This is a genomic window from Pseudomonas gregormendelii, from assembly GCF_017114825.1.
Taxonomy (GTDB): Bacteria; Pseudomonadota; Gammaproteobacteria; order Pseudomonadales; family Pseudomonadaceae; genus Aquipseudomonas; species Aquipseudomonas gregormendelii.
Map to the genome: position 1 here is coordinate 83,731 of NZ_JADEVO010000003.1, position 18,775 is coordinate 102,505.

Annotated in this window: 20 protein-coding genes; 12 read left to right on the plus strand and 8 right to left on the minus strand. The window is 60.8% G+C overall.

Annotation, left to right across the window (positions count from 1 at the left end):
- Positions 1 to 32: 32 nt before the first annotated feature.
- From IMW75_RS03440 to IMW75_RS03450, 3 genes are all read left to right on the plus strand, one after another.
- A complete protein-coding gene (locus IMW75_RS03440; RefSeq protein ID WP_205891884.1) occupies positions 33 to 737 on the plus strand; it encodes an NAD(P)H-dependent oxidoreductase in 705 nt (234 codons plus the stop codon).
- A gap of 93 nt (positions 738 to 830) precedes the next feature.
- The gene (locus IMW75_RS03445; protein WP_045058745.1) at positions 831 to 1,757 is read left to right on the plus strand and encodes a LysR substrate-binding domain-containing protein; all 927 of its coding nucleotides are present in this window, start codon (positions 831 to 833) and stop codon (positions 1,755 to 1,757) included.
- 57 nt (positions 1,758 to 1,814) lie between these two features.
- Complete coding sequence (locus tag IMW75_RS03450; RefSeq protein WP_045058744.1) at positions 1,815 to 2,180, plus strand: 5-carboxymethyl-2-hydroxymuconate Delta-isomerase; 366 nt, start codon at positions 1,815 to 1,817, stop codon at positions 2,178 to 2,180.
- A gap of 82 nt (positions 2,181 to 2,262) precedes the next feature.
- Here IMW75_RS03450 and IMW75_RS03455 read toward each other — a convergent pair whose 3' ends face one another.
- Positions 2,263 to 3,195 (minus strand): LysR family transcriptional regulator, encoded by a 933-nt coding sequence (locus IMW75_RS03455; protein WP_045058743.1) that lies wholly within the window; start codon positions 3,193 to 3,195, stop codon positions 2,263 to 2,265.
- An 89-nt stretch (positions 3,196 to 3,284) separates the two neighbouring features.
- The gene (locus IMW75_RS03460) at positions 3,285 to 4,460 is read right to left on the minus strand and encodes a cyanate transporter (RefSeq protein ID WP_205891885.1); all 1,176 of its coding nucleotides are present in this window, start codon (positions 4,458 to 4,460) and stop codon (positions 3,285 to 3,287) included.
- Positions 4,461 to 4,850: 390 nt separating this feature from the next.
- Here IMW75_RS03460 and IMW75_RS03465 point away from each other — a divergent pair, with 390 nt between their 5' ends.
- The 5 genes from IMW75_RS03465 (at position 4,851) to IMW75_RS03485 (ending at position 10,673) form a co-directional block, all read left to right on the plus strand.
- Positions 4,851 to 6,233 carry a glutamine synthetase family protein gene (locus tag IMW75_RS03465; protein ID WP_205891886.1) on the plus strand — a complete coding sequence of 461 codons (1,383 nt, stop codon included), beginning with the start codon at positions 4,851 to 4,853 and terminating at the stop codon, positions 6,231 to 6,233.
- Positions 6,234 to 6,400: 167 nt separating this feature from the next.
- Positions 6,401 to 8,047 (plus strand): phosphoethanolamine transferase, encoded by a 1,647-nt coding sequence (locus tag IMW75_RS03470; RefSeq protein ID WP_205891887.1) that lies wholly within the window; start codon positions 6,401 to 6,403, stop codon positions 8,045 to 8,047.
- Positions 8,048 to 8,202: 155 nt separating this feature from the next.
- On the plus strand, positions 8,203 to 9,336 hold the full coding sequence (gene rnd, locus IMW75_RS03475; protein WP_205891888.1) for a ribonuclease D: 1,134 nt from the start codon (positions 8,203 to 8,205) through the stop codon (positions 9,334 to 9,336).
- Positions 9,333 to 9,626: a YcgL domain-containing protein gene (locus IMW75_RS03480; RefSeq protein WP_008036150.1), complete on the plus strand. Its 294-nt coding sequence runs from the start codon at positions 9,333 to 9,335 to the stop codon at positions 9,624 to 9,626. The genes rnd and IMW75_RS03480 overlap by 4 nt, the downstream gene beginning before the upstream one ends.
- A gap of 114 nt (positions 9,627 to 9,740) precedes the next feature.
- On the plus strand, positions 9,741 to 10,673 hold the full coding sequence (locus IMW75_RS03485) for a D-2-hydroxyacid dehydrogenase (RefSeq protein ID WP_045058738.1): 933 nt from the start codon (positions 9,741 to 9,743) through the stop codon (positions 10,671 to 10,673).
- Positions 10,674 to 10,766: 93 nt separating this feature from the next.
- Here the strand turns inward: IMW75_RS03485 and IMW75_RS03490 are convergent, their stop codons facing one another.
- The gene (locus tag IMW75_RS03490) at positions 10,767 to 11,360 is read right to left on the minus strand and encodes a nitroreductase family protein (RefSeq protein ID WP_045058737.1); all 594 of its coding nucleotides are present in this window, start codon (positions 11,358 to 11,360) and stop codon (positions 10,767 to 10,769) included.
- A 162-nt stretch (positions 11,361 to 11,522) separates the two neighbouring features.
- On the opposite strand from IMW75_RS03490, the gene IMW75_RS03495 reads away from it, so the two are divergent.
- Positions 11,523 to 11,972, plus strand: coding sequence for a YcgN family cysteine cluster protein (locus tag IMW75_RS03495; protein ID WP_045058736.1), 450 nt, complete (start codon positions 11,523 to 11,525; stop codon positions 11,970 to 11,972).
- Between the two features lie 26 nt (positions 11,973 to 11,998).
- Positions 11,999 to 13,228: a hypothetical protein gene (locus IMW75_RS03500; RefSeq protein WP_205891889.1), complete on the plus strand. Its 1,230-nt coding sequence runs from the start codon at positions 11,999 to 12,001 to the stop codon at positions 13,226 to 13,228.
- Positions 13,229 to 13,286: 58 nt separating this feature from the next.
- On the opposite strand, the gene IMW75_RS03505 is transcribed toward IMW75_RS03500, so the two are convergent.
- The 4 genes from IMW75_RS03505 to IMW75_RS03520 form a co-directional block, all read right to left on the minus strand.
- The gene (locus tag IMW75_RS03505) at positions 13,287 to 13,664 is read right to left on the minus strand and encodes a YgaP family membrane protein (RefSeq protein ID WP_045058734.1); all 378 of its coding nucleotides are present in this window, start codon (positions 13,662 to 13,664) and stop codon (positions 13,287 to 13,289) included.
- Between the two features lie 92 nt (positions 13,665 to 13,756).
- A complete protein-coding gene (locus IMW75_RS03510) occupies positions 13,757 to 14,227 on the minus strand; it encodes an RNA methyltransferase (RefSeq protein ID WP_045058733.1) in 471 nt (156 codons plus the stop codon).
- Positions 14,228 to 14,347: 120 nt separating this feature from the next.
- Complete coding sequence (locus IMW75_RS03515) at positions 14,348 to 14,722, minus strand: YajD family HNH nuclease (RefSeq protein ID WP_045058732.1); 375 nt, start codon at positions 14,720 to 14,722, stop codon at positions 14,348 to 14,350.
- A gap of 50 nt (positions 14,723 to 14,772) precedes the next feature.
- Positions 14,773 to 15,459 carry a spermidine synthase gene (locus IMW75_RS03520; protein WP_045058731.1) on the minus strand — a complete coding sequence of 229 codons (687 nt, stop codon included), beginning with the start codon at positions 15,457 to 15,459 and terminating at the stop codon, positions 14,773 to 14,775.
- 106 nt (positions 15,460 to 15,565) lie between these two features.
- Between IMW75_RS03520 and IMW75_RS03525 the strand changes: the two genes are divergently transcribed.
- Positions 15,566 to 15,856, plus strand: a complete 291-nt coding sequence (locus IMW75_RS03525; protein ID WP_122837854.1) for a hypothetical protein — start codon at positions 15,566 to 15,568, stop codon at positions 15,854 to 15,856.
- 150 nt (positions 15,857 to 16,006) lie between these two features.
- Here IMW75_RS03525 and IMW75_RS03530 read toward each other — a convergent pair whose 3' ends face one another.
- Entirely contained in the window at positions 16,007 to 18,061 is a 2,055-nt protein-coding gene (locus IMW75_RS03530) for a S9 family peptidase (protein WP_045058729.1), read from the minus strand.
- Between the two features lie 214 nt (positions 18,062 to 18,275).
- Here IMW75_RS03530 and IMW75_RS03535 point away from each other — a divergent pair, with 214 nt between their 5' ends.
- Positions 18,276 to 18,773, plus strand: coding sequence for an MFS transporter (locus IMW75_RS03535; protein WP_205891890.1), 498 nt, complete (start codon positions 18,276 to 18,278; stop codon positions 18,771 to 18,773).
- The last annotated feature ends 2 nt before the right edge of the window (positions 18,774 to 18,775 follow it).

Genomic DNA, 18,775 nt, shown 5'->3' on the forward strand with positions numbered 1-18,775 from the left:
CCCCCCAAAGTGCCAGCATTCAAGGAATACCCATGAAAGTATTGATCGTTCACGCCCATCCCGAACCCAACTCGTTCACCGCAGCCCTGCGTGACCAGGCTGTCGCGACACTCCAGGCCCAGGGGCACGAGGTCAAGGTCAGCGATCTGTACGCGATGAACTGGAACCCGGTGGCCAGCGCCGATGATTTTTCCTCGCGGGACAATCCCGACTACCTGGTGTACGCCCTGGAGCAACGCCTGGGCGTCAAGAGCCAGTCCCTGGCGCCGGATATCCAGCAGGAACTCGACAAACTGCTGTGGGCTGACCTGCTGATCCTCAACTTCCCGATTTTCTGGTTTTCCGCACCGGCCATGCTCAAGGGCTGGATCGATCGGGTGCTGGTGTCCGGCGTGTGTTATGGCGGCAAGCGTTTTTACGACCAGGGCGGTTTGAGCGGCAAGAAGGCGCTGGTGACAGTCACCCTCGGCGGGCGCGAGCACATGTTCGGCGAGGGCGCGATTCACGGTCCGCTGCAAGACATGCTGCGTCCTATCCTGCGCGGCACCCTGGCCTACGTCGGCTTCGACGTGCTGCAACCCTTTGTCGCCTGGCACGTGCCTTACATCAGCGACGAGGCCCGCAAGGGTTTCCTGCACGACTACCAGCAGCGCCTGGAGCACCTGAGCGACGAGCAACCACTGACGTTCCCGCGCCTGGCGCAGTTCGATGAGGCCCTTTATCCGCTGCCCGTGTGAGTGCACGTCACGCCGCTGGCGTTCATGCCGATGGACGCCAGGCCCCAGGTCTTTCTACACTGCCCGCAGTTCAGGGGGACAAGGGGGCAATGGATGAATCGCAATGAGCTACGCAAGGCCGACATCAACCTGATGGTGGTGTTCGAGACATTGATGCTCGAACGCAACGTCACGCGGGTTGCCGAGAAGCTGTTTCTCGGTCAACCGACCATCAGTTCGGCGCTCAACCGCCTGCGCACGATGTTCAACGACCCATTGTTCATTCGGGTCGGCCATCGCATGGAACCCACCGCACGCGCCGAAGAGTTGATCAAGTATCTTTCGCCGGCCCTGGATTCGCTGTCGATCGCCCTGAGCCTGACCCACGATTTCGATCCCGCAGTGAGCACCATGACCTTCCGCATCGGCCTGTCGGATGACGTCGAATTCGGCCTGCTGCCGCCGCTGTTGCGGGCCCTGCGCCAGGAAGCGCCGAAAGTGGTGTTCGTGGTGCAGCATGTCGACTACTGGCGCATTCCCGACTTGCTGGCGTCTGGCGACATCACTGTCGGCATCAGCCAGACCCGCGGCCTGCCGGCCAACGCCAAGCGCAAATTGCTGCGGCACATCCAGCCCAGCATCCTGCGCGCCGATGCGTCCGACACCCCGCTGACCCTGGACGAATACTGCGCGCGTCCCCACGTGCTGGTGTCCCACACCGCCAACGTCAGCGGCTACGCCGATGAATGGCTGGCAGAGATCGGCCGCACCCGCCAGGTCGTGCTGTCCGTGCCGCAATACAGCTCCTTGCCCGCGCTGTTGGCCGGCACCGACCTGATCGCCAGCCTGCCGGACTACGCGGCCGAAGCCATGGCCGCGTCCGGTGCACTGTTCAAAGAGCCATTCCCGTTCAAGACTCCGACCCTCGACCTGTCGATGGTCTGGCTCAGCCACGTCGACACCGACCCGGCCGAACGCTGGCTGCGCAAGCGCCTGGAAACCTTCATGAGCGCGACCGATCTTATGCCCCCAGCGCCGTGAGCCCGCAAACTCTGTGCTATACGTACGACCCTCCCGCCACTCCAAAGAGCATTCGACATGCCACACCTGCACATGGAATACACCGCCAACCTGCCAGGCCTGAACGCCGACGTCGCCTTGATCCGGCTGAACAACACCTTGGTGGGCTCCGGCCAGTTCGCTGCCGAATTCGACATCAAAAGCCGCGCGATCAAAGTCGAAACCTTCAAGGTCGGTACCGCCATGGCCGAGCGTGGGTTTGTGCATGTGAAGCTGGCGCTGCTCAGCGGGAGATCGCCGCAGATCAAGAAGCAACTGTCGGAGAGCCTGTTGGCGGTGGTGCAGGATTTGTGTGAATGGCCGGTGGGGGTGGACGTGCAGTTGTGCGTGGAGATTCTGGATATTGATCGGGAGTCTTATGCGAAGACGGCGGTTGGGCACTGATTGGGTTGGAGCTGTCAGCCAGTTATCTTCACTTGGGATTGGAACAGGCTCACCCATCACAGTGTGAGCCCTGGTCCTTGCGCTACTTGCTCTGCCGGTCACATGCCAGATCGATCTGCTCGCGTAACCAGGCATTAGCGCCATCTTTCTCCATTCCCTGATGCCACTGCATATCCAGGCAAAAACCTGGCAACCCAACCGGCGCTGCGCAACACCCAAACCCGCCATCGCCAGCAAGCAACTGCTGAATCCGCTTCGGCAACATCACAATGAACTCCGTCCCCTTGATCATCTTCAACGCCGCGCCATAACTGTTGGCCCGCGCTACGATCTGGCGACTGCGCCCCTGTTGCGCCAGCCAGCCGTCGACCATGTTGCTGCTGGAAGTCCACGGGGTGGGGAACACGTGGCGGCGTTCGACGAGTTCGTCCAGGCTCAACCGGGGCTCGCCGGGGGCGGCGGGTTTGTCGAAGACGCAGACCAGTTGATCTTCCAGCAGCGTCGCCGACTTGATGTCGCCGTGGCTGCGATGGAAGTTCGGGCCGAAGCAGATCACCAGGTCGAGGCTGCCGTCGCGCAGGGCTTGGGCCGGGATGTCGGATTCGAGTTTGTGCACGTTGACGGTCACCGGCCAGTCGGCAAACGCGAAGTGCTTGAGCAGGCGTGGCAGGATCAGTTGTTCGAAATATTCCGGGGCGCACAGGTTGAAGGTGGTTGGCCGCAGGGCGGGGTCGAAGGTCGTTGAGCCGGCTTGGCACAGGTTGATGTGTTCGAGGACTTTCAACACGTGCGGGTACATGCTGTCGGCTTTGTAAGTGGGCTGCATGCCGGAACGACTGTAGAGGAACAACTCATCGGCAAAAGCCGCGCGAAGTTTTTTCAGGCAGTAGCTCACAGTCGACTGGCTGACGCACAGGGCTTCGGACACGGCGGTGACGTTGTGTTGCTGGTACACGGCAACGAACACCATGAGGTCCTGCATGTCGAGCTTTCTAAGTACGTTGCTGTTGAGCATCCATTGCGTCTCGCAGTCCTTGTTGCGCAGGTGGGCGCAACGGTCTGCGAAGGATCCTAACGGATCGACGGATTCAGGAGAATCGTCCTTCAGTGAATGTGTCGAGCGTAGTGCCGGGGATCGAAGCGCAGGACCATCAGGATCATCAGTGCCACGACGGCAGTCAGGGCCCACCAGGCCCACTCGAAGCTGCCCAGATGATCGCGAATCATACCCGCGAGCAGCGGCGAGACACCGGCGATCAGGTAGCCGATGCCCTGCACGAACGCGGTCAGGCTTCCCGCGCGTTGCGGGTTGTCCAAGTGATCCATGGACACGATCAGGCTCATTGGAAACAGCCCGCCAATGCCCAGCCCCAGCAGGCATGGCCACATCAGGCTCAGGTGCTGCGGGCTGAGGATCAGCCCGCAGAAACCCGCCATGATCAGTCCCAGCAACACCACCAGCACCAGGCGGCGGTCACGGCTGCGGTTGGCGATGGCCAGGCCGGACAGCACTTCCATGGCTGTCAGGAAACCCAGAAGCAAGCCGGCGTCCTGTTCGCTCCAGCCTTTTTCCAAATAATACGGCGCCAACCAGGCCAGCACGCAAGTGTAGGACGCGGTGCCCAGGCCAAAGAAGATGGCGAGCAGCCAGGCGCGGGAATTGTTGAAAAAAGACTGCCTGGTGGTCGACTTTGATTCGATCAGCGATTGCTGCGCGGGCTGTGCCATCCAGAAAATCAGGGCGACCACCGCGAGCGCGGCCCAGACTGCCAGGCCGACTCGCCAGCTACCGGTGCGAATCATCACCAGCGGGGCAAAGGCGGCGGCGATGGCCGCGCCGCCCATGATCGAGGTGACATAGAGGCCCATGCACAGGGCGACGTTGTCCCTGAAACGCGACTTGATCAGGGCTGGCATCAACGCCTGAATCAGGGCAATGCCCACGCCTGCCAGCACGGCGCTGAGAATCAGTTCGGCTGCGGAGTCGAGGAACAGTCGTGATGCGGTAGCCACACCGATGATCAGCAGGGACAGGACCACGGTCCGTTGTTCGCCCAGGCGCTGGCTGACGCGGATGCCGAAGAACATCGCCACACCCATCGCCATCACCGGGAGCATGGTCAGCAGCGACGCCAGACTGAAACTCAGTTCAATGTCCCCACGAATCGCCGACAGCAACGGGCCGATGGCGGCCATGGAGGGGCGCAGGTTGAGCGCAACCAGGACGATGGCGAACATTAGTAGAAGGGCGGGGCGGGCGGTGGTGCGGACGGTTTCCATGGATCGGACCTTAAATGAGCAGGTGCCGATTAAGCAGGCGCGAGTTGGCGGGCGGCAAATCAGAAAGTCGGCTTTGGTATTTGGAAATTAAATAGTGCTGATTGTTTAGCCAATCCACATCCAAGGTTCTTCAAATGCCGATTTAATACCCCAACCACCCGTGTGACGCTGCTGTTATCTGTTTTGCACGGTTTGTCCTATGGACGGTTGCCCCGTCACACTTCCTTCCGAACTGGCCTTCTGGGCGCTGTGGCACTGCCGTCACGCGCGCCCGCCGGATTTCTGCGTTCTGCGTTCTGCGTTGATTCATCAATAACCGGTCCCGGCTCGTTTCGGGATCAATCGGGCAGCGCGTGCGCGCTTGCCTGACACGCAAACAAGAGAAATCCCATGAGCAGTGCCACGACCGCCTTCGCCACACAGCAGGAAGCCCTGACCTTTCTGGAACAGAATCCGGACATCGAGATGTTCGAGCTGTTTATCCTCGACAACAATGGAGTACCGAGGGGCAAGTTGCTGCACCGCGATGAACTGCTGGCGGTGTACGCCACTGGCCGTCCGCTGCCGAGCACTATCCTTGGCCTGACCATCAATGGCGATGACGTGGAAAACTCCGGGCTGGTGTGGGACGTGGGTGACATCGATTGTCGCGCCTACCCGATCAGCGGCAGCCTGACGCGCATGCCGTGGCGCTTGATTCCGACTGCGGCGGTGCAGGTCAGCATGCACCCCACCGAAGGAATGCCGGCGACCATTGCCGACCCGCGGCATCTGCTGGCCAAAGTGATTGAGGGCTTGCAGGCCGACGGTTATTACCCGGTGATGGCGGCGGAACTGGAGTTTTATCTGCTGGATCAGCAGCGCGACGGTAACGGACGCCCACAGCCGGCGCGGGACGTCGACGGCGGTCGCCCACGGGGTACTCAGGTCTATGGCCTGCGCGAGCTGGAGCAGATTGAGCCGTTCCTGGCCGATCTCTACAGCGCCTGTAAACTCCAGGGCATTCCGGCGCGTACGGCGATTTCCGAATACGCGCCCGGGCAGGTGGAAATCACCCTCGAACACCGCACTGATGCGCTGCAGGCCATGGACGAAGCGGTACGCTACAAGCGGCTGGTCAAGGGGGTGGCGCACAAGCACGGGATGACGGCGTGTTTCATGGCCAAACCGTTCGACGACCTGGCGGGCACCGGGATGCACATGCACGTCAGCCTGGCGGACTGCGAGGGTAACAACCTGTTTGCCAGCGAAGCGGCGGACGGCACGCCGCTGCTCAGGCATGCGGTCGCCGGCATGCTCAGCACCTTGCTGGATTCGTTGCTGTTGTTTTGCCCGAATGCCAATTCCTATCGCCGCTTTCAGACCAACAGCTACGCGCCGCTGGCCGCTACCTGGGGCGTGGACAATCGTACGGTCAGCTTGCGCGTGCCCGGCGGCCCGGCGTTTTCCCGGCATATCGAGCATCGCATTTGTGGCGCTGATGCCAACCCGTACCTGGCGGCGGCGGCGATCCTGGCCGGTATCCATCGCGGCATTCTTGAACAACTCGACCCCGGGGCGCCGGTGGAAGGCAATGGCTATGCCCAGGCCAACGAATTACTCCCCACTGACTGGCTGACCACCCTGTGCGCGCTGGAAGCGTCGAGTTGGGCGCGGGAGGCGTTCGGTCCTGAGTTCCTCGGGGTTTACCTGGCGGTTAAACGGGCCGAGTACCGGCAATTCATGGGCGAGGTCGGCGAACAGGACTGGCGCTGGTACTTGCACCAGGCCTGAATCATTCTCAAATACACTGCAAGTTTGACCCCTGTGCCATTAGCCAACTAATCGTTGGCTAATTTTTCACAAAAAATTGATGGTTGGCTGCCTAGAGTTAACGTCGCCGGGATAAATGATTTTTTCACATTTGTCCCAGGCGCCTCTCTTCAGGAACTGCCGAAATCATGTTGAAGTTAAAAGCCGTTCGCCCCGAGTGGGTGACACTTGCTGCCAGTGTCTTTTTATTAACAGGTTTTAATTTCGTACTGTGGCAGCACCTGGCCGAGATTACCGCCAACGACGGCCAGGGGCTGGCGATGCGGATCGCGTTCGGGGTGATGATCCTGGCGGCCTTCAACATCGTGCTGACGTTGCTGGCGTTTCGGCCTGTCCTGAAACCTGCACTGACGCTGATCTTCCTGTGCAGCGCCGGGGTGGCGTACTTCATGAGTCAATATGGCGTGCTGATGGACATTGGCATGCTGCGTAACTTTGCCCAGACCAACGCAACGGAAGTTCGCGATTTACTGTCAATTAAGTTGCTGGCTTATATATTGTTGCTTGGCGTTTTACCCTCCTGGTTGTTGTGGAAACTGCCTGTCAATTATCGGCGTTGGCACCGCGAGCTATTAAGCAAAGGTTTGGTAAGTGTGGCCTCGGCTGCGGTCATTGGAGCGATTGCGCTTATCAACTATCAAGGCCTGTCCTCCTTGTTTCGCAATCACCATGAATTGCGCCTGATGGTGGTGCCAAGTAATTACATTGCTGCCTCGTTTGGCTTTATTAAGGAGCAGGTGGTGACGGCACAGCGCCCCTTTGTGAAGATTGGCGAAGACGCCCAGCGCAACCCTGCCTGGCAAACCCACGGCCGCAAATCACTGACGGTGCTGGTGGTGGGCGAAAGTGCCCGGGCGGAAAACTTCGGCATTCTTGGGTACGGTCGCGATACCACGCCCAAACTTGGTAAGGAGGCGGGCCTGATCGCATTCACTGATGTGCATTCCTGCGGCACTGAAACGGCTGTCTCCGTGCCGTGCATGTTTTCCAACATGGGCCGCAAGGGTTACAACGCAAGCCAGGCAAAGAGCGAAGAGGGCCTGCTGGATGTGCTCAAGCGGGCAGGGCTGGACGTAATCTGGCGTGACAATCAGTCGGGATGCAAAGGCACCTGCGACCGCGTCACCTTTGAAGACGTCAGCAATCTGCAGACGCCCGGCTTATGCGCCAGCAGTGAATGCCGCGATGAAATCCTGCTGCAGGGCCTGCAGCATTTCATCGACTCCCTGGACAAGGACACCGTGCTGGTGTTGCACCAGATGGGCAGCCATGGCCCGGAATACTTCAAGCGTTACCCCAAGGAATACGAACACTTCACCCCTGTTTGCGAAAGTAATGCGCTGAACAATTGCAGTCGCGAAAGTATCATCAATGGCTACGACAACACCCTGGTGTATACCGACCATGTCCTGTCTTCGCTGATCGACGTATTGCGCAGCAATCAGGACAAAGTAGACACGGCGATGCTCTATCTGTCGGATCACGGCGAATCCCTGGGTGAGTACAACCTGTTCCTGCATGGCACGCCTTACATGCTCGCACCGGACCAGCAAAAGCATGTGGCGATGCTGGCCTGGTTCTCCGACAGTTATCAGAAGTCGTTTTCGGTGGACACTCACTGCCTGCAGCTAAGTCGTGACAAACCCCTGAGCCAGGACAACCTGTTTCACTCGATGCTGGGCCTGCTGGAGGTCAACAGCAAGGTCTACGACCAGGACCTGGATATGTTTGCCGGCTGTCGCGGTGCGGTGATCGATGGAGTGCTGGCTAAATAGTAGGGCAAGCGAAGCGGCCTGCACCCCGTAAACCTCCGCCCGTCAGACATTTCTTGCCGTCATGTACATCTTTTCGCTAAAGCTCTTGTTCAGTGGAGGCGCGGAAATCGCCGGGGGCGATATATACTGCGCGCCATTCTTCAAGGGAGAGCCGTGTGGCCATCGATATTCATTGGATTCGCGACAACGATAGCCTCGGTCGCTTTTGCGCCGAATGGCAGCAACTGCCCTACGTTGCCCTCGACACCGAATTCATGCGGGTCGACACCTTTTACCCGATTGCAGGCCTGCTGCAGATCGGCGATGGCGTACGCGCTTACCTGATTGATCCGTTGACCATCGACAACTGGCAGCCGCTGGCCGCATTGCTGGAAAACCCGGCGGTGGTCAAGGTGGTGCACGCGTGCAGCGAAGACCTCGAGGTGTTGCTGCGCCTGACCGGCAGTCTGCCGGCCCCGCTGTTCGACACTCAACTGGCGGCCGCGTACCTGAACCTGGGCTTCTCCATGGGTTATTCGCGGCTGGTGCAGGAAGTGCTGGGGATCGACCTGCCCAAGGGCGAGACTCGTTCGGACTGGCTGCAACGTCCACTTTCCGACACTCAGATCAGCTACGCCGCGGAAGACGCCCTGCATCTGGCGGAAGTTTTCGTACGGCTGCGTCCGAAGCTGTCTGAAGACAAATACAACTGGGTTCTGGAAGATGGTGCCGAACTGGTCGCCAACTTGCGTCGGGAGATCGATCCGTACGAGGTCTACCGCGAAGCCAAGCTGGCCTGGAAGCTGTCCCGTGCCCAACTGGCCGTGTTGCGTGAATTGTGCGCCTGGCGCGAGCGCGAAGCCCGCGCCCGTGATCTGCCGCGCAACCGTATCGTGCGCGAGCATTCCCTGTGGCCGCTGGCGCGTACCCAACCGGACAGCCTGGGCGCGCTGGGCAAGATCGAGGACATGCACCCGCGTACCGTGCGTCAGGACGGCGAGTTTCTGCTTGATCTGATCAAACGCTCAGGCAGTGTGTCGCCTGATCAATGGCCGCCTGCCGTGCCTGAGCCCTTGCCGGTGGACGCTGCCGTGCTGGTCAAACAACTGCGTGCGATCGGCCAGGCCGAAGCCGAACGCCTGAACATTGCGCCGGAACTGATGCTGCGCAAGAAAACCCTGGAAGCCTTGCTCAAGAGCGGCTTTCCCAATGGTCCCTACCAATTGCCTGATTCGCTGCGTGGCTGGCGCCGCGAATTGATGGGCCAGGCGCTGCTCGACAGCCTGGCCACCGCCGGAGAACAGCCTTGAAACGTATTTGCTCCATTTATCGAAGCCTGAAAAAGAACGAGATGTATCTCTATGTGCTCAAGAGCGATGCCCTGGAGCGCGTTCCGGAAAGCCTGATGGCGGCGTTCGGCAAGCCGCACCACGCGTTCGACCTGGTGCTCACGCCTGAGCGCAAGCTGTCGCGCGAGGACATCACGGTGGTGCTGGAAAACCTCGACAAACAGGGTTACCACCTGCAAATGCCGCCCGCTGAAGACGAGTACATCGAGCACCTTCCGGAAGAGTTGCTGCGACGCAACGACCCGATGTAATCGGCCAAGGCTGCGAGCTTCCCTGAAACACTGGAATTGATATCTGGCGATGACCGCGCGATGGAGGCTGACTCCAGCGGCGGTTGTCCGCACTGTTTTCGAAAGGTTTGAACCATGCGCGTTCTGATTGCTGAACACGACCATCCTGTGTACGCCCAACTGTTGCGCCAGGCCGCGCCTGAGCTGGAAGTGCTGACCAGTGGTGACTCCGCCGAACTGGCCAGCCAGGCTGCCGACTGTCCGGTCTGGCTGGGCCAGCCGGATCTGCTGGCCAACCTGCTGCGTCAGGGCCACCAACCACAATGGCTGCAGTCGACCTGGGCGGGAATCACACCGCTGCTCGCCGACGGCTTGCCACGGCACTACCGTCTGACCCGGGCGGTGGGGATTTTTGGCCAGGTCATGGCCGAGTACGTACTGACCTATCTGCTGGGTCACGAGCGCGAGGTGCTGCCCCGCCTGGTCAGCCAGGTCGAGCGCAAGTGGGACAGTCGCCAGGGCCAGAGCCTGGCGGGTCGCAAGGTGTTGATCGTCGGCACTGGCGACATCGGCCAGACCGTTGCCCGTTTTCTGCAGCCCTTTGGCGTCGAGTTATACGGCATCGCCAGCGAAGCCCGCGAGCAGGCACCATTTGTCGAGGTCGGCACCCTGTCGGACCTGCCTCGGCTGGTGGGTGAAGTGGATTACGTGATCAACCTGTTGCCGAACACGCCTCACACTCACGATCTCTACGATGCTGCGCTGTTCAAGCAATTCAAGCCCACCGCGTTGTTCCTCAATGTGGGTCGTGGAGTCGCGGTAGTGGATGCCGATCTGGTGGAAGCCTTGAAGGAAGGGCATCTGGCCGGCGCGGTCATCGACGTCTGCCGCCAGGAGCCATTGCCGCAGCGGCATCCGTTCTGGACAGCGTGGGGCTTGCTGCTGACCGGCCACAGCTCGGCACCGACCTCACCTTCGATGATGGTGCAACTGTTCGTCGAGAATCTGCGGGCGTACCAGGCGGGCGAAGCGTTGCGCGGGGAAGTGGATTTCAGTCGCGGGTATTGAGTCGTCTCCAAAAAGGTCGCAGCCTGCGGCAACTCCTACAGGGCCATGTGTTGTCCACCTGTAGGAGCTGCCGCAGGCTGCGATCTTTTGCTTTTAGAGGGTGAAATCACCCTCAGCCGCCAACTCGGCCAACGGCCGACGCGGGCTTGGCAACTCGCGTGCCTGCAGGTATTCCGCCAGGGTCGCCTTATCCCCCAACTTGCCCACAGCCACCGCCGCGTGCAGGGCATAACCCTCGGGGATGTTCAGTTCCTTGCGGGTCAGCGCCTGGTCAAACCCGGCCATGCCGTGAGTGTGCCAACCGCTGATGCTCGCTTGCAGGGCCAGATGCCCCCAGGCCGAACCGGTGTCGAACGTGTGCCACAGCGCCGGGGTTTCTTCACTGGCGCCCGGGGCGGTGAAGCTGGTCTTGGAGATCACAATGATCAGTGCCGAGGCGTGTTGCGCCCAGCTGCGGTTGAATTCGTTCAGCAGGCCGAGGTAACGCTCCCAGTTTGGCGTGTCGCGACGTGCGTACAGGAACCGCCACGGCTGCGAGTTGTAGGCCGAGGGCGCCCAGCGTGCGGCTTCGAAGAAGCTCAGCAGGGTTTCCTCGGGAATGGCTTCGCCGGTGAATGCGCGGGGCGACCAGCGGTCGGTGAACTGCGGGTGGATAGCGTAATCGGCAACACGCGGGTTGGCACTCATCGACAGATTCCTTGCTTGGTATGAAAGTGGGCGACGCAAAACCCTACGTGGCGGCGTCAAAACTGACAAGTGAGTTCTACCGGCAGTCGCCAATGCTTGGCCCGCAGGGCGTGTGGCACTAGACTGGCGGCCTTTTCACCACCTGATGTCGATGCTCGAACCATGGCCGCCAAAGTCGAACCGTTCTGGATAAGCAAAACCCTCGATCAACTCGATCAAGAGGAATGGGAATCGCTGTGCGACGGCTGCGGCCTGTGCTGCCTGCAAAAGCTCGAAGATGAAGATGACAACAGCGTCTATTACACGCGAATCGCCTGCAAGTTACTGGATTTGAAGACCTGCCAGTGCAGTGATTACCCGAACCGTCGAGCTTCGGTGCCAGACTGCATCCAGCTCACGCCTGGCAAGGCCGACGAGTTCAAATGGCTGCCGCCGACCTGCGGTTACCGCCTGGTCAGTGAGGGCAAGGACCTGCCTCTCTGGCACCATCTGGTCTGCGGTGATCGCGATGCGGTGCACCATGAACGCATTTCACAATCAGGGCGCATGCTGGCCGAAGGCAGCGTGGCCGAAGACGATTGGGAAGACCATCTGATTTTCCGCGCGGGTTGATTGTCCGCTCGCCACAAGGAGAGTGTATGGCTGTGGGATTGCGCCAGGCGTTGGCGGTGGGGCTGCTGGCCCTGAGTTCATCGGTGTGGGCGGCGAAGAAAGTCGATCTCGATTACCACGTGCGCCTGTTGCCGCAAAGTGACGAGGCCGAGGTGCGGCTGACACTCGCCCAGGGATCTACCGTCCGTAGCCTGGATTTCGACCTGGGCGATGGCAGCCATTACAGCGACTTCAAAACCGACGGCCAGTGGCAACTCGTGCCGGGCAAGCAAACGCGCGGCATTTGGCGACCGTCTGCCGACAAGTCCAGCCTGACCTATCGTGTGCGCATCAGTCATGGTCGCAAGGGGGGCAGCTTCGAGACGCGCATGACGCCCACCTGGGCGCTGATGCGCGGTGACGATCTGGTGCCCGCCGCCAGGCTCGATCAGCAGGACGGCATCGAGCTGGTGTCTCGCCTTGAATTCGAGTTGCCGACGGGCTGGAACAGCGTGGAGACCGCCTGGCCGCGGATCGGCCGGAACAAATTCCGCATTGATAACATCTCCCGGCTGTTCGACCGACCCACAGGATGGATGCTCGCCGGCCACCTGGGGACGCGTCGCACACGACTTGGGGAAACCGAGGTCACGGTGGCGTCTCCCCAGGGGCAGGGCATGCGGCGTATGGATGTGCTGACGCTGCTGACATTCATCTGGCCCCAGGTCCAGGCGGTGTACCCTCGGCATCCGACCAAACTGCTGATCGTCGGCGCCAGCGACCCTATGTGGCGCGGGAGTCTGGCCGCACGTGAATCCATATACCTCAACTCCCGGTTGCCGCTGGTCAGCGAAAGCGGCAGCAGTGCACTGGTGCGCGAATTGGCCCAGCTGTTTGCACGCATCAATGATAAGCAGCGCAGCGACTGGATCAGTGAGGGGTTCGCCGAGTACTACGCCATCGAACTGGTGCGCCGGGCGGGCGGTATGAGCGATGAGCGGTATGCCAGCTTGCACAAAAAATTGGCGCGAGAGGGTAAGAAGGTGAAGACCCTGCGCGGCGAGCAGGTCGATTCGGCGCAGATTGGCAGGGCGGTGTTGCTGCTGGGGGAGCTGGACCAGGAGATACGCATCAAGACCCGCAACAAGCGCTCGCTGGACGATGTGCTGCGCGGGGCGATGCGATTGGAAAGTGTGGATACCAGGGAATTTGTGCAGTTGGCCGAGAGTGTGATTGGCGAGCCTTCCAAGGTTTTGGATACTGAGTTGCTCCAGTAAATCTAAAGATCGTCCGGACGCGGTCCGAGCCTTCGGACGATCTTTTGCTCTTAAACCCTTAAACCCCAGTCTTCGGCGAAACCAGCGAATCATTGCCAGTCACAGTAGCCGTACTGGTCGCTGCCTCGGCGTTCTTCTTCAACTGGGTCAATTCTGCCCCGGCGCGCTCGATCTTCGCCCGCACGTTGTTCATGTCCTGGCGACTCTTTTCCAGCAGGCTCTTGGCCGAACTGTGCCCGGTGATACCGCGGGCCAGGGCCACGCCGCCGATCGCCACCTGGATCAAGCCAAAAATCCCGCCGCGACGCAGGCCTTTGCCCATCATCACCACGCCACCGGCGAGTGAGCCGATGCGTTCCCAACCGTGAACGTTCTGCTCGGGGTAGGTTTGGAACGGGGTGGATTCAATGCGCTGTACGCGTTTGAGTTCGCTCATGATCTGTCTCCTGGCTGGATGGACTGCTTCAAGAATAGATAATTAAGCTGACTGCCATCGCGGGCGGCTTGTTCCATCGGATGTGCAGCAATTTAGCGGAATTTCGCCCCGGAGCGGGTGTTCAGGCCTTTGGCCATGCGGTCGTAGAGCACCACGTTAACGGTTGCTGCGAGGTTCATGCAGCCGGTTGTCGGGATGTAGACCACGTCTTCACACCAGTCACGTATCTCCTTGTCCAGCGAGCCGTCTTCCGGGCCGAAGATGTACAGGGCGCGATCGGGATGGGTGTACTCAGGCAGGGCGCGGGCACCTTCGACCAGTTCAACCGCCACCGGGACGCAACCCAGGGGCAGGATTTTTTTCAGGTCATCGATGCCAATCAGCGGGATATCGTAGTGGACCCGCTTGGTGTCGGTGACGAAATCAGCGGCGCGTTCATAGCGCTTGCCGGTGTAGAAAACCGAGGCCACGCCATAGCAGCCGGCGGCGCGCATGACCGATCCGACGTTTTCCGGTGACTTGGGGTTATACAAACCAATGCAGCTGTACCGTTTGTCTGCCACGAGCGGGGCGCCTTCGGGAAAAAACGGCGATTATACGGGGATTGGGGCAGGGGTGCTGGTTTGGAGCACTGTGGTGGACGGGCTTGCTCGCGAAGGGGCCAGCCCAGTCTATGACTACCTTCAGTCTTCCTTCTTCATCAACCCTGCCAGCGCCGCGAACGGGTTGTGCGTCGCCTTGGCAATCTTCGGCGAGCTCAACGAACCCTCGCTGAAATACTGCTGGTCGGTGTACCGCGAGTGCTCATTGTCATGGCAATACAGGCACAGCAGCTCCCAGTTGGAGCCATCCTGGGGGTTGTTGTCGTGGTTATGGTCACGGTGATGCACGGTCAATTCGCTAAGGCGCTTACCGGAAAATTCTCGGGTGCAGCGGCCACACACGTGCGGGTACATTTTCAGGGCCTTGTCGCGGTACCCCATTTCCTTGTCGCGCTGGTTATCGGCGAGGATGCGGTCCAGCTTCGAGGTGTTGGTCGGGGTTGTTGACGAACTCATGGGTTCACCTTTGTAAAAAAGACTGATGACGGTTATGAACAGAGTTTAGCTCAGCCCTTGAGCTTCTCGGCAATCCAGATGGTGTGGCGGGTGCCTTTGTTGCCGTGGGCAAAGACCTGGACTTCCTCGGCCTTGAACCCTGCCTTTTTCAGTTTGTCGGAAAACTGCCGGTCGGCACTCGCCGACCATACGGCCAGCACGCCTTTGGGCCGCAGGGCCTTGGCGCATGCGCTCAAGCCGCCAGCGGAGTACAGCCAGCTGTTGGCCTTCTGGGTCAGGCCTTCGGGGCCGTTGTCGACGTCCAGCATGATCGCGTCGAAGCCCTGAGGCTCGGCCTGCAGCACTTTGGCGACATCTTCCAGGCGAATCACCGTGCGCGGGTCGAGCAGCGGGTTACCGGATTTTTCGCCCAGCGGCCCACGGTTCCATTCGACCACGCCTGGCACCAGTTCGGCGACCACCACTTCAGCCGTCTTGCCCAGGTGCTTGAGCGCCGAGGCGAGGGTAAAGCCCATGCCCAGGCCGCCAATCAAGACCCGCGAATTCGGCCGTCCGGCGACTTTGCGGCAGGGGATTTCAGCCAGCGCATCCTCGGAGCCGTGCATGCGGGTGTTCATCAACTGGCCGCCGTCACCCCCCTGGATCTTGATGACGAAGTCCTCGCCGTACTCGAACAGGCACAGGGCACCGCCATTTTCAGGGATGGGGGTGGTGTCGAGCAGTACGAAACGTTTCATGTGGCTCTCTTGAAAAATTGGCTTGAGAAGAATTGGCATGGGGGAGGGCAAACGCGCGCAGTTGGGAGTAGCCTGAGACCAGACAACAAGGCTAACGGAGCCATTGATGAAGCGCACCATTCTAACGGTCATTGCCTTGGCCGCGCTCTCGATAACTGCAGTGCAGGCCCAGGAGCTGCAAACCATTCCCACCAGCCCTGCGCCAATGCCCGGCTCGCCGGGCACCGCGACACCGACTCCCTACCCACAGATCACCCCGACCAGCGTGCCCAAGGCGGGCCCTGGCAGCGGCAGCGCGCCGTTGTTGCCGCCGATCGAAATGCCCAACCCGCCCAAGGACCAGACGTTGCCGGGCCTTGAGCAAAACAGCACCAAAATCAAATCCCCCGGCGGCTAACCAACGGTTGTAGCCGCTGGCCAACTGTGGGAGCCAAGCTTGCTCGCGATAGCGGGGTGACAGTCAGCATCAATGCTGGATGCGAAACCGTCATCGCGAGCACGCTGTGCTCCCACTTCGCCAGTGGCTACAGGAAAAAGCCCAGGGGTGTCAGGCGATGCCCAGCACCTTGAACACGAATGCGTATTCGAGCGCCACATCGCGCAAGCCCTGGTAACGCCCGCTCATCCCGCCATGCCCGGCTCCCAGCTCAGTCTTGAGCAGCAGTGGATTGGCGTCGGTCTTGGTGGCGCGCAACTTGGCCACCCACTTCGCAGCCTCCCAATACTGCACGCGGCTGTCGTTGTAGCCGGCAATCACCAGGGTGGCTGGATAAGCCTGGGCGGTAACGTTTTCGTAAGGTGCATAAGCCTTGATGCGTTCGTACACCTCGGGTTCTTCAGGGTTGCCCCACTCGTCGTACTCGGTGACGGTCAACGGCAGATCCGGGTCGAGCATGGTGTTAAGCACGTCGACGAACGGCACTTCGGCGATGGCCGCGCCAAACAGCTCGGGCCGCTGGTTGAGCACCGCGCCGATCAACAGGCCGCCGGCGCTGCCGCCGCTGATCGCCAACTGCGGGGCGGTGGTGTAGCCATTGGCAATCAAGTGCTCGGCGCAGGCGATGAAGTCGCTGAAGGTATTGTGCTTGTGCTCCTGCTTGCCTGCGCGGTACCAGGCTTCACCGAGTTCGCCGCCGCCGCGCACGTGGGCAATGGCGAACGCGACTCCGCGATCCAGCAGGCTCAGGCGCGCGTGGGAGAACCATGGGTCGAGGCTTTCGCCATATGCGCCGTAGCCGTACAAGTACAGTGGAGTCGGTTGGCCCAGGGCCTCACGCTTGACTACCAGGCTGATCGGCACCTGTGTGCCGTCGGGTGCCGTTGCCCACAGGCGCTGGCTGACGTAGGCATCGGCGTCGAACGGGCCGAGTACCGGGGTTTGCTTGAGCACCTGCTGCTCACCCGTGGCGAGATCCAGCTGGCGGATCTGCGCCGGCCGGTTCAATGCTTCGTAGCGCAGGCGGATCCGCTCGCTGGCGAACTCCAGGCTGTTCTGCACGTGAAGGCTGTAGGCCGCGTCGGGCAATTGCACGCGGTAGCTGGGCAGATCCTGTGGGTGCACTTCAATCACCGGCAGCCCGCCGACCCGCAAGCTGAGAGTCATGGCTGCGGCATTAAGGCTCATGCCATCGATCATGGTCAGGTGGCTGTGGGGAATCAGGTTCTGCCATTGTTCCTCGGTCGGGGCCACACCCGTGTCGTCAGCGTGGTACAGGGCGAAGTTGATGCCGTCGCGGTTGGTGCGGATAAACCAGCTCCACTGGCCATCAAGCGCGCCGTGGTCGACATCGTACTCATGGCCTTCCCGGCGCGGCGCCACGCAAGTGAAGCCTTGTTGTGGCTGCGCGGCATCCAGCACCCAGACTTCGCTCGTGGTCTTGCTGCCCAGCGCCAGGAGCAGTTGCAGCTCGGAACTGGAGCGGTAGCAATGCAGGAAGAATCGCCCGTCCGGTTCATGGAACACTTCTTCGGCCGCCGTGCCGTCGAGCCGGTAGCGGTATAGCTTGTGCGGGCGATGGGTGTCGTCAAGCTCGCCGAAGAACAGGGTCAGGCTGTCGTTGGCCCAGGTCATGCTGCCGTCACAGTCCTCGAACTCCAGTTCGCTGACGCGACCATTGGACAATTCCTTCACGAACAGCGTGTAGATCTCATCGCCCGTGGAGTCAATGCTGTAGGCCAGGCGCTGGTGGTCCGGGCTGATGCTGAACGCGCCCAGGGAAAAGAAGCCACCCTTGGCCAGTGCGTTGGGGTCGAGCAGCAGTTGTTCCTGGCTTTCGTCGAGCTGCAGGCTGTCATCGGCCGGGCGCGGGCAACGGTAATGACGCGCGTACTCGTCACCGGCAGTGGTGCGGGTGTAATACAGGTACGGGCCCCAGGGGGAGGGGAGGGACAGGTCGGTCTCGAGGATCCGGCCCTTGATCTCTTCGAACAGGCTTTCACGCAGCCCGGCCTGATCGGCGGTCTGTGCTTCCTGATAATGGTTTTCAGCCTTCAGATAGTCGAGCACCGGGCCGGTGTCGCGTTCCTGCAGCCAGGCATACGGGTCTGGACCTTCAGCCTTGTGGGCAATGGGTGCGTCTTGAATGTTGGCGGATGGCGGCATGAAGGGCTCTCGGACGATGTACGGAATAGGGCTGTGCAGGCACTGTCTGTTGGGTTGCAGCACTGTGGGAGCAAAGCTTGCTCGCGATTGCGCACCAGCATTCACAATCGATTTCGATTGGGCTGACGTCATCGCGAGCAAGCTTTGCTCCTACAGGAGACAAGCCGGACGTGCGAAAAGTCGTTACTATAAGCGCCTCTTTGCCTGCCTTGCCATGGACACCATGACCGAGAACGACTATCTGATCGCCTGGGGCCTCTACGCCTTTGCCGCTTTGGGCTGCCTGCTGGTATGGATGCGCATGACCCGCTGGATGTGGCGTTGGCTGCGCGAGCCGCTGCGGCTGCTGGTGGCTGTGTTGCTGTTCAGCCCGACCGTGGTCGATCCGGTGAAGGCCAAAGTGGCCCCAGCCGTCGCCATCACCGCTCTGGACCTGATGTTCAAGGTGGGTAACAACGCCTGGCGAGCAATCAGCGACCTGTTTATGTACGGGATGCTCGCCTTCGGCGTCTATCTGGTTTACGTGGCGATCCGTTTCGCCATGGAACGCTCAGCCAGGGCCCGCAAGGCCCAGGCCGATGCTGCCAAGGCTGCCGCCCGGGCCAACGAGCCTGAAGACGAGCACCTGTTCGGTGGTGCCGGCGATGATCGCTATGGTCGGCCCCCGGTACCCGGCAACCCCCAGCGTTTGCGGGTCGAACCCCGTCTGTAGAC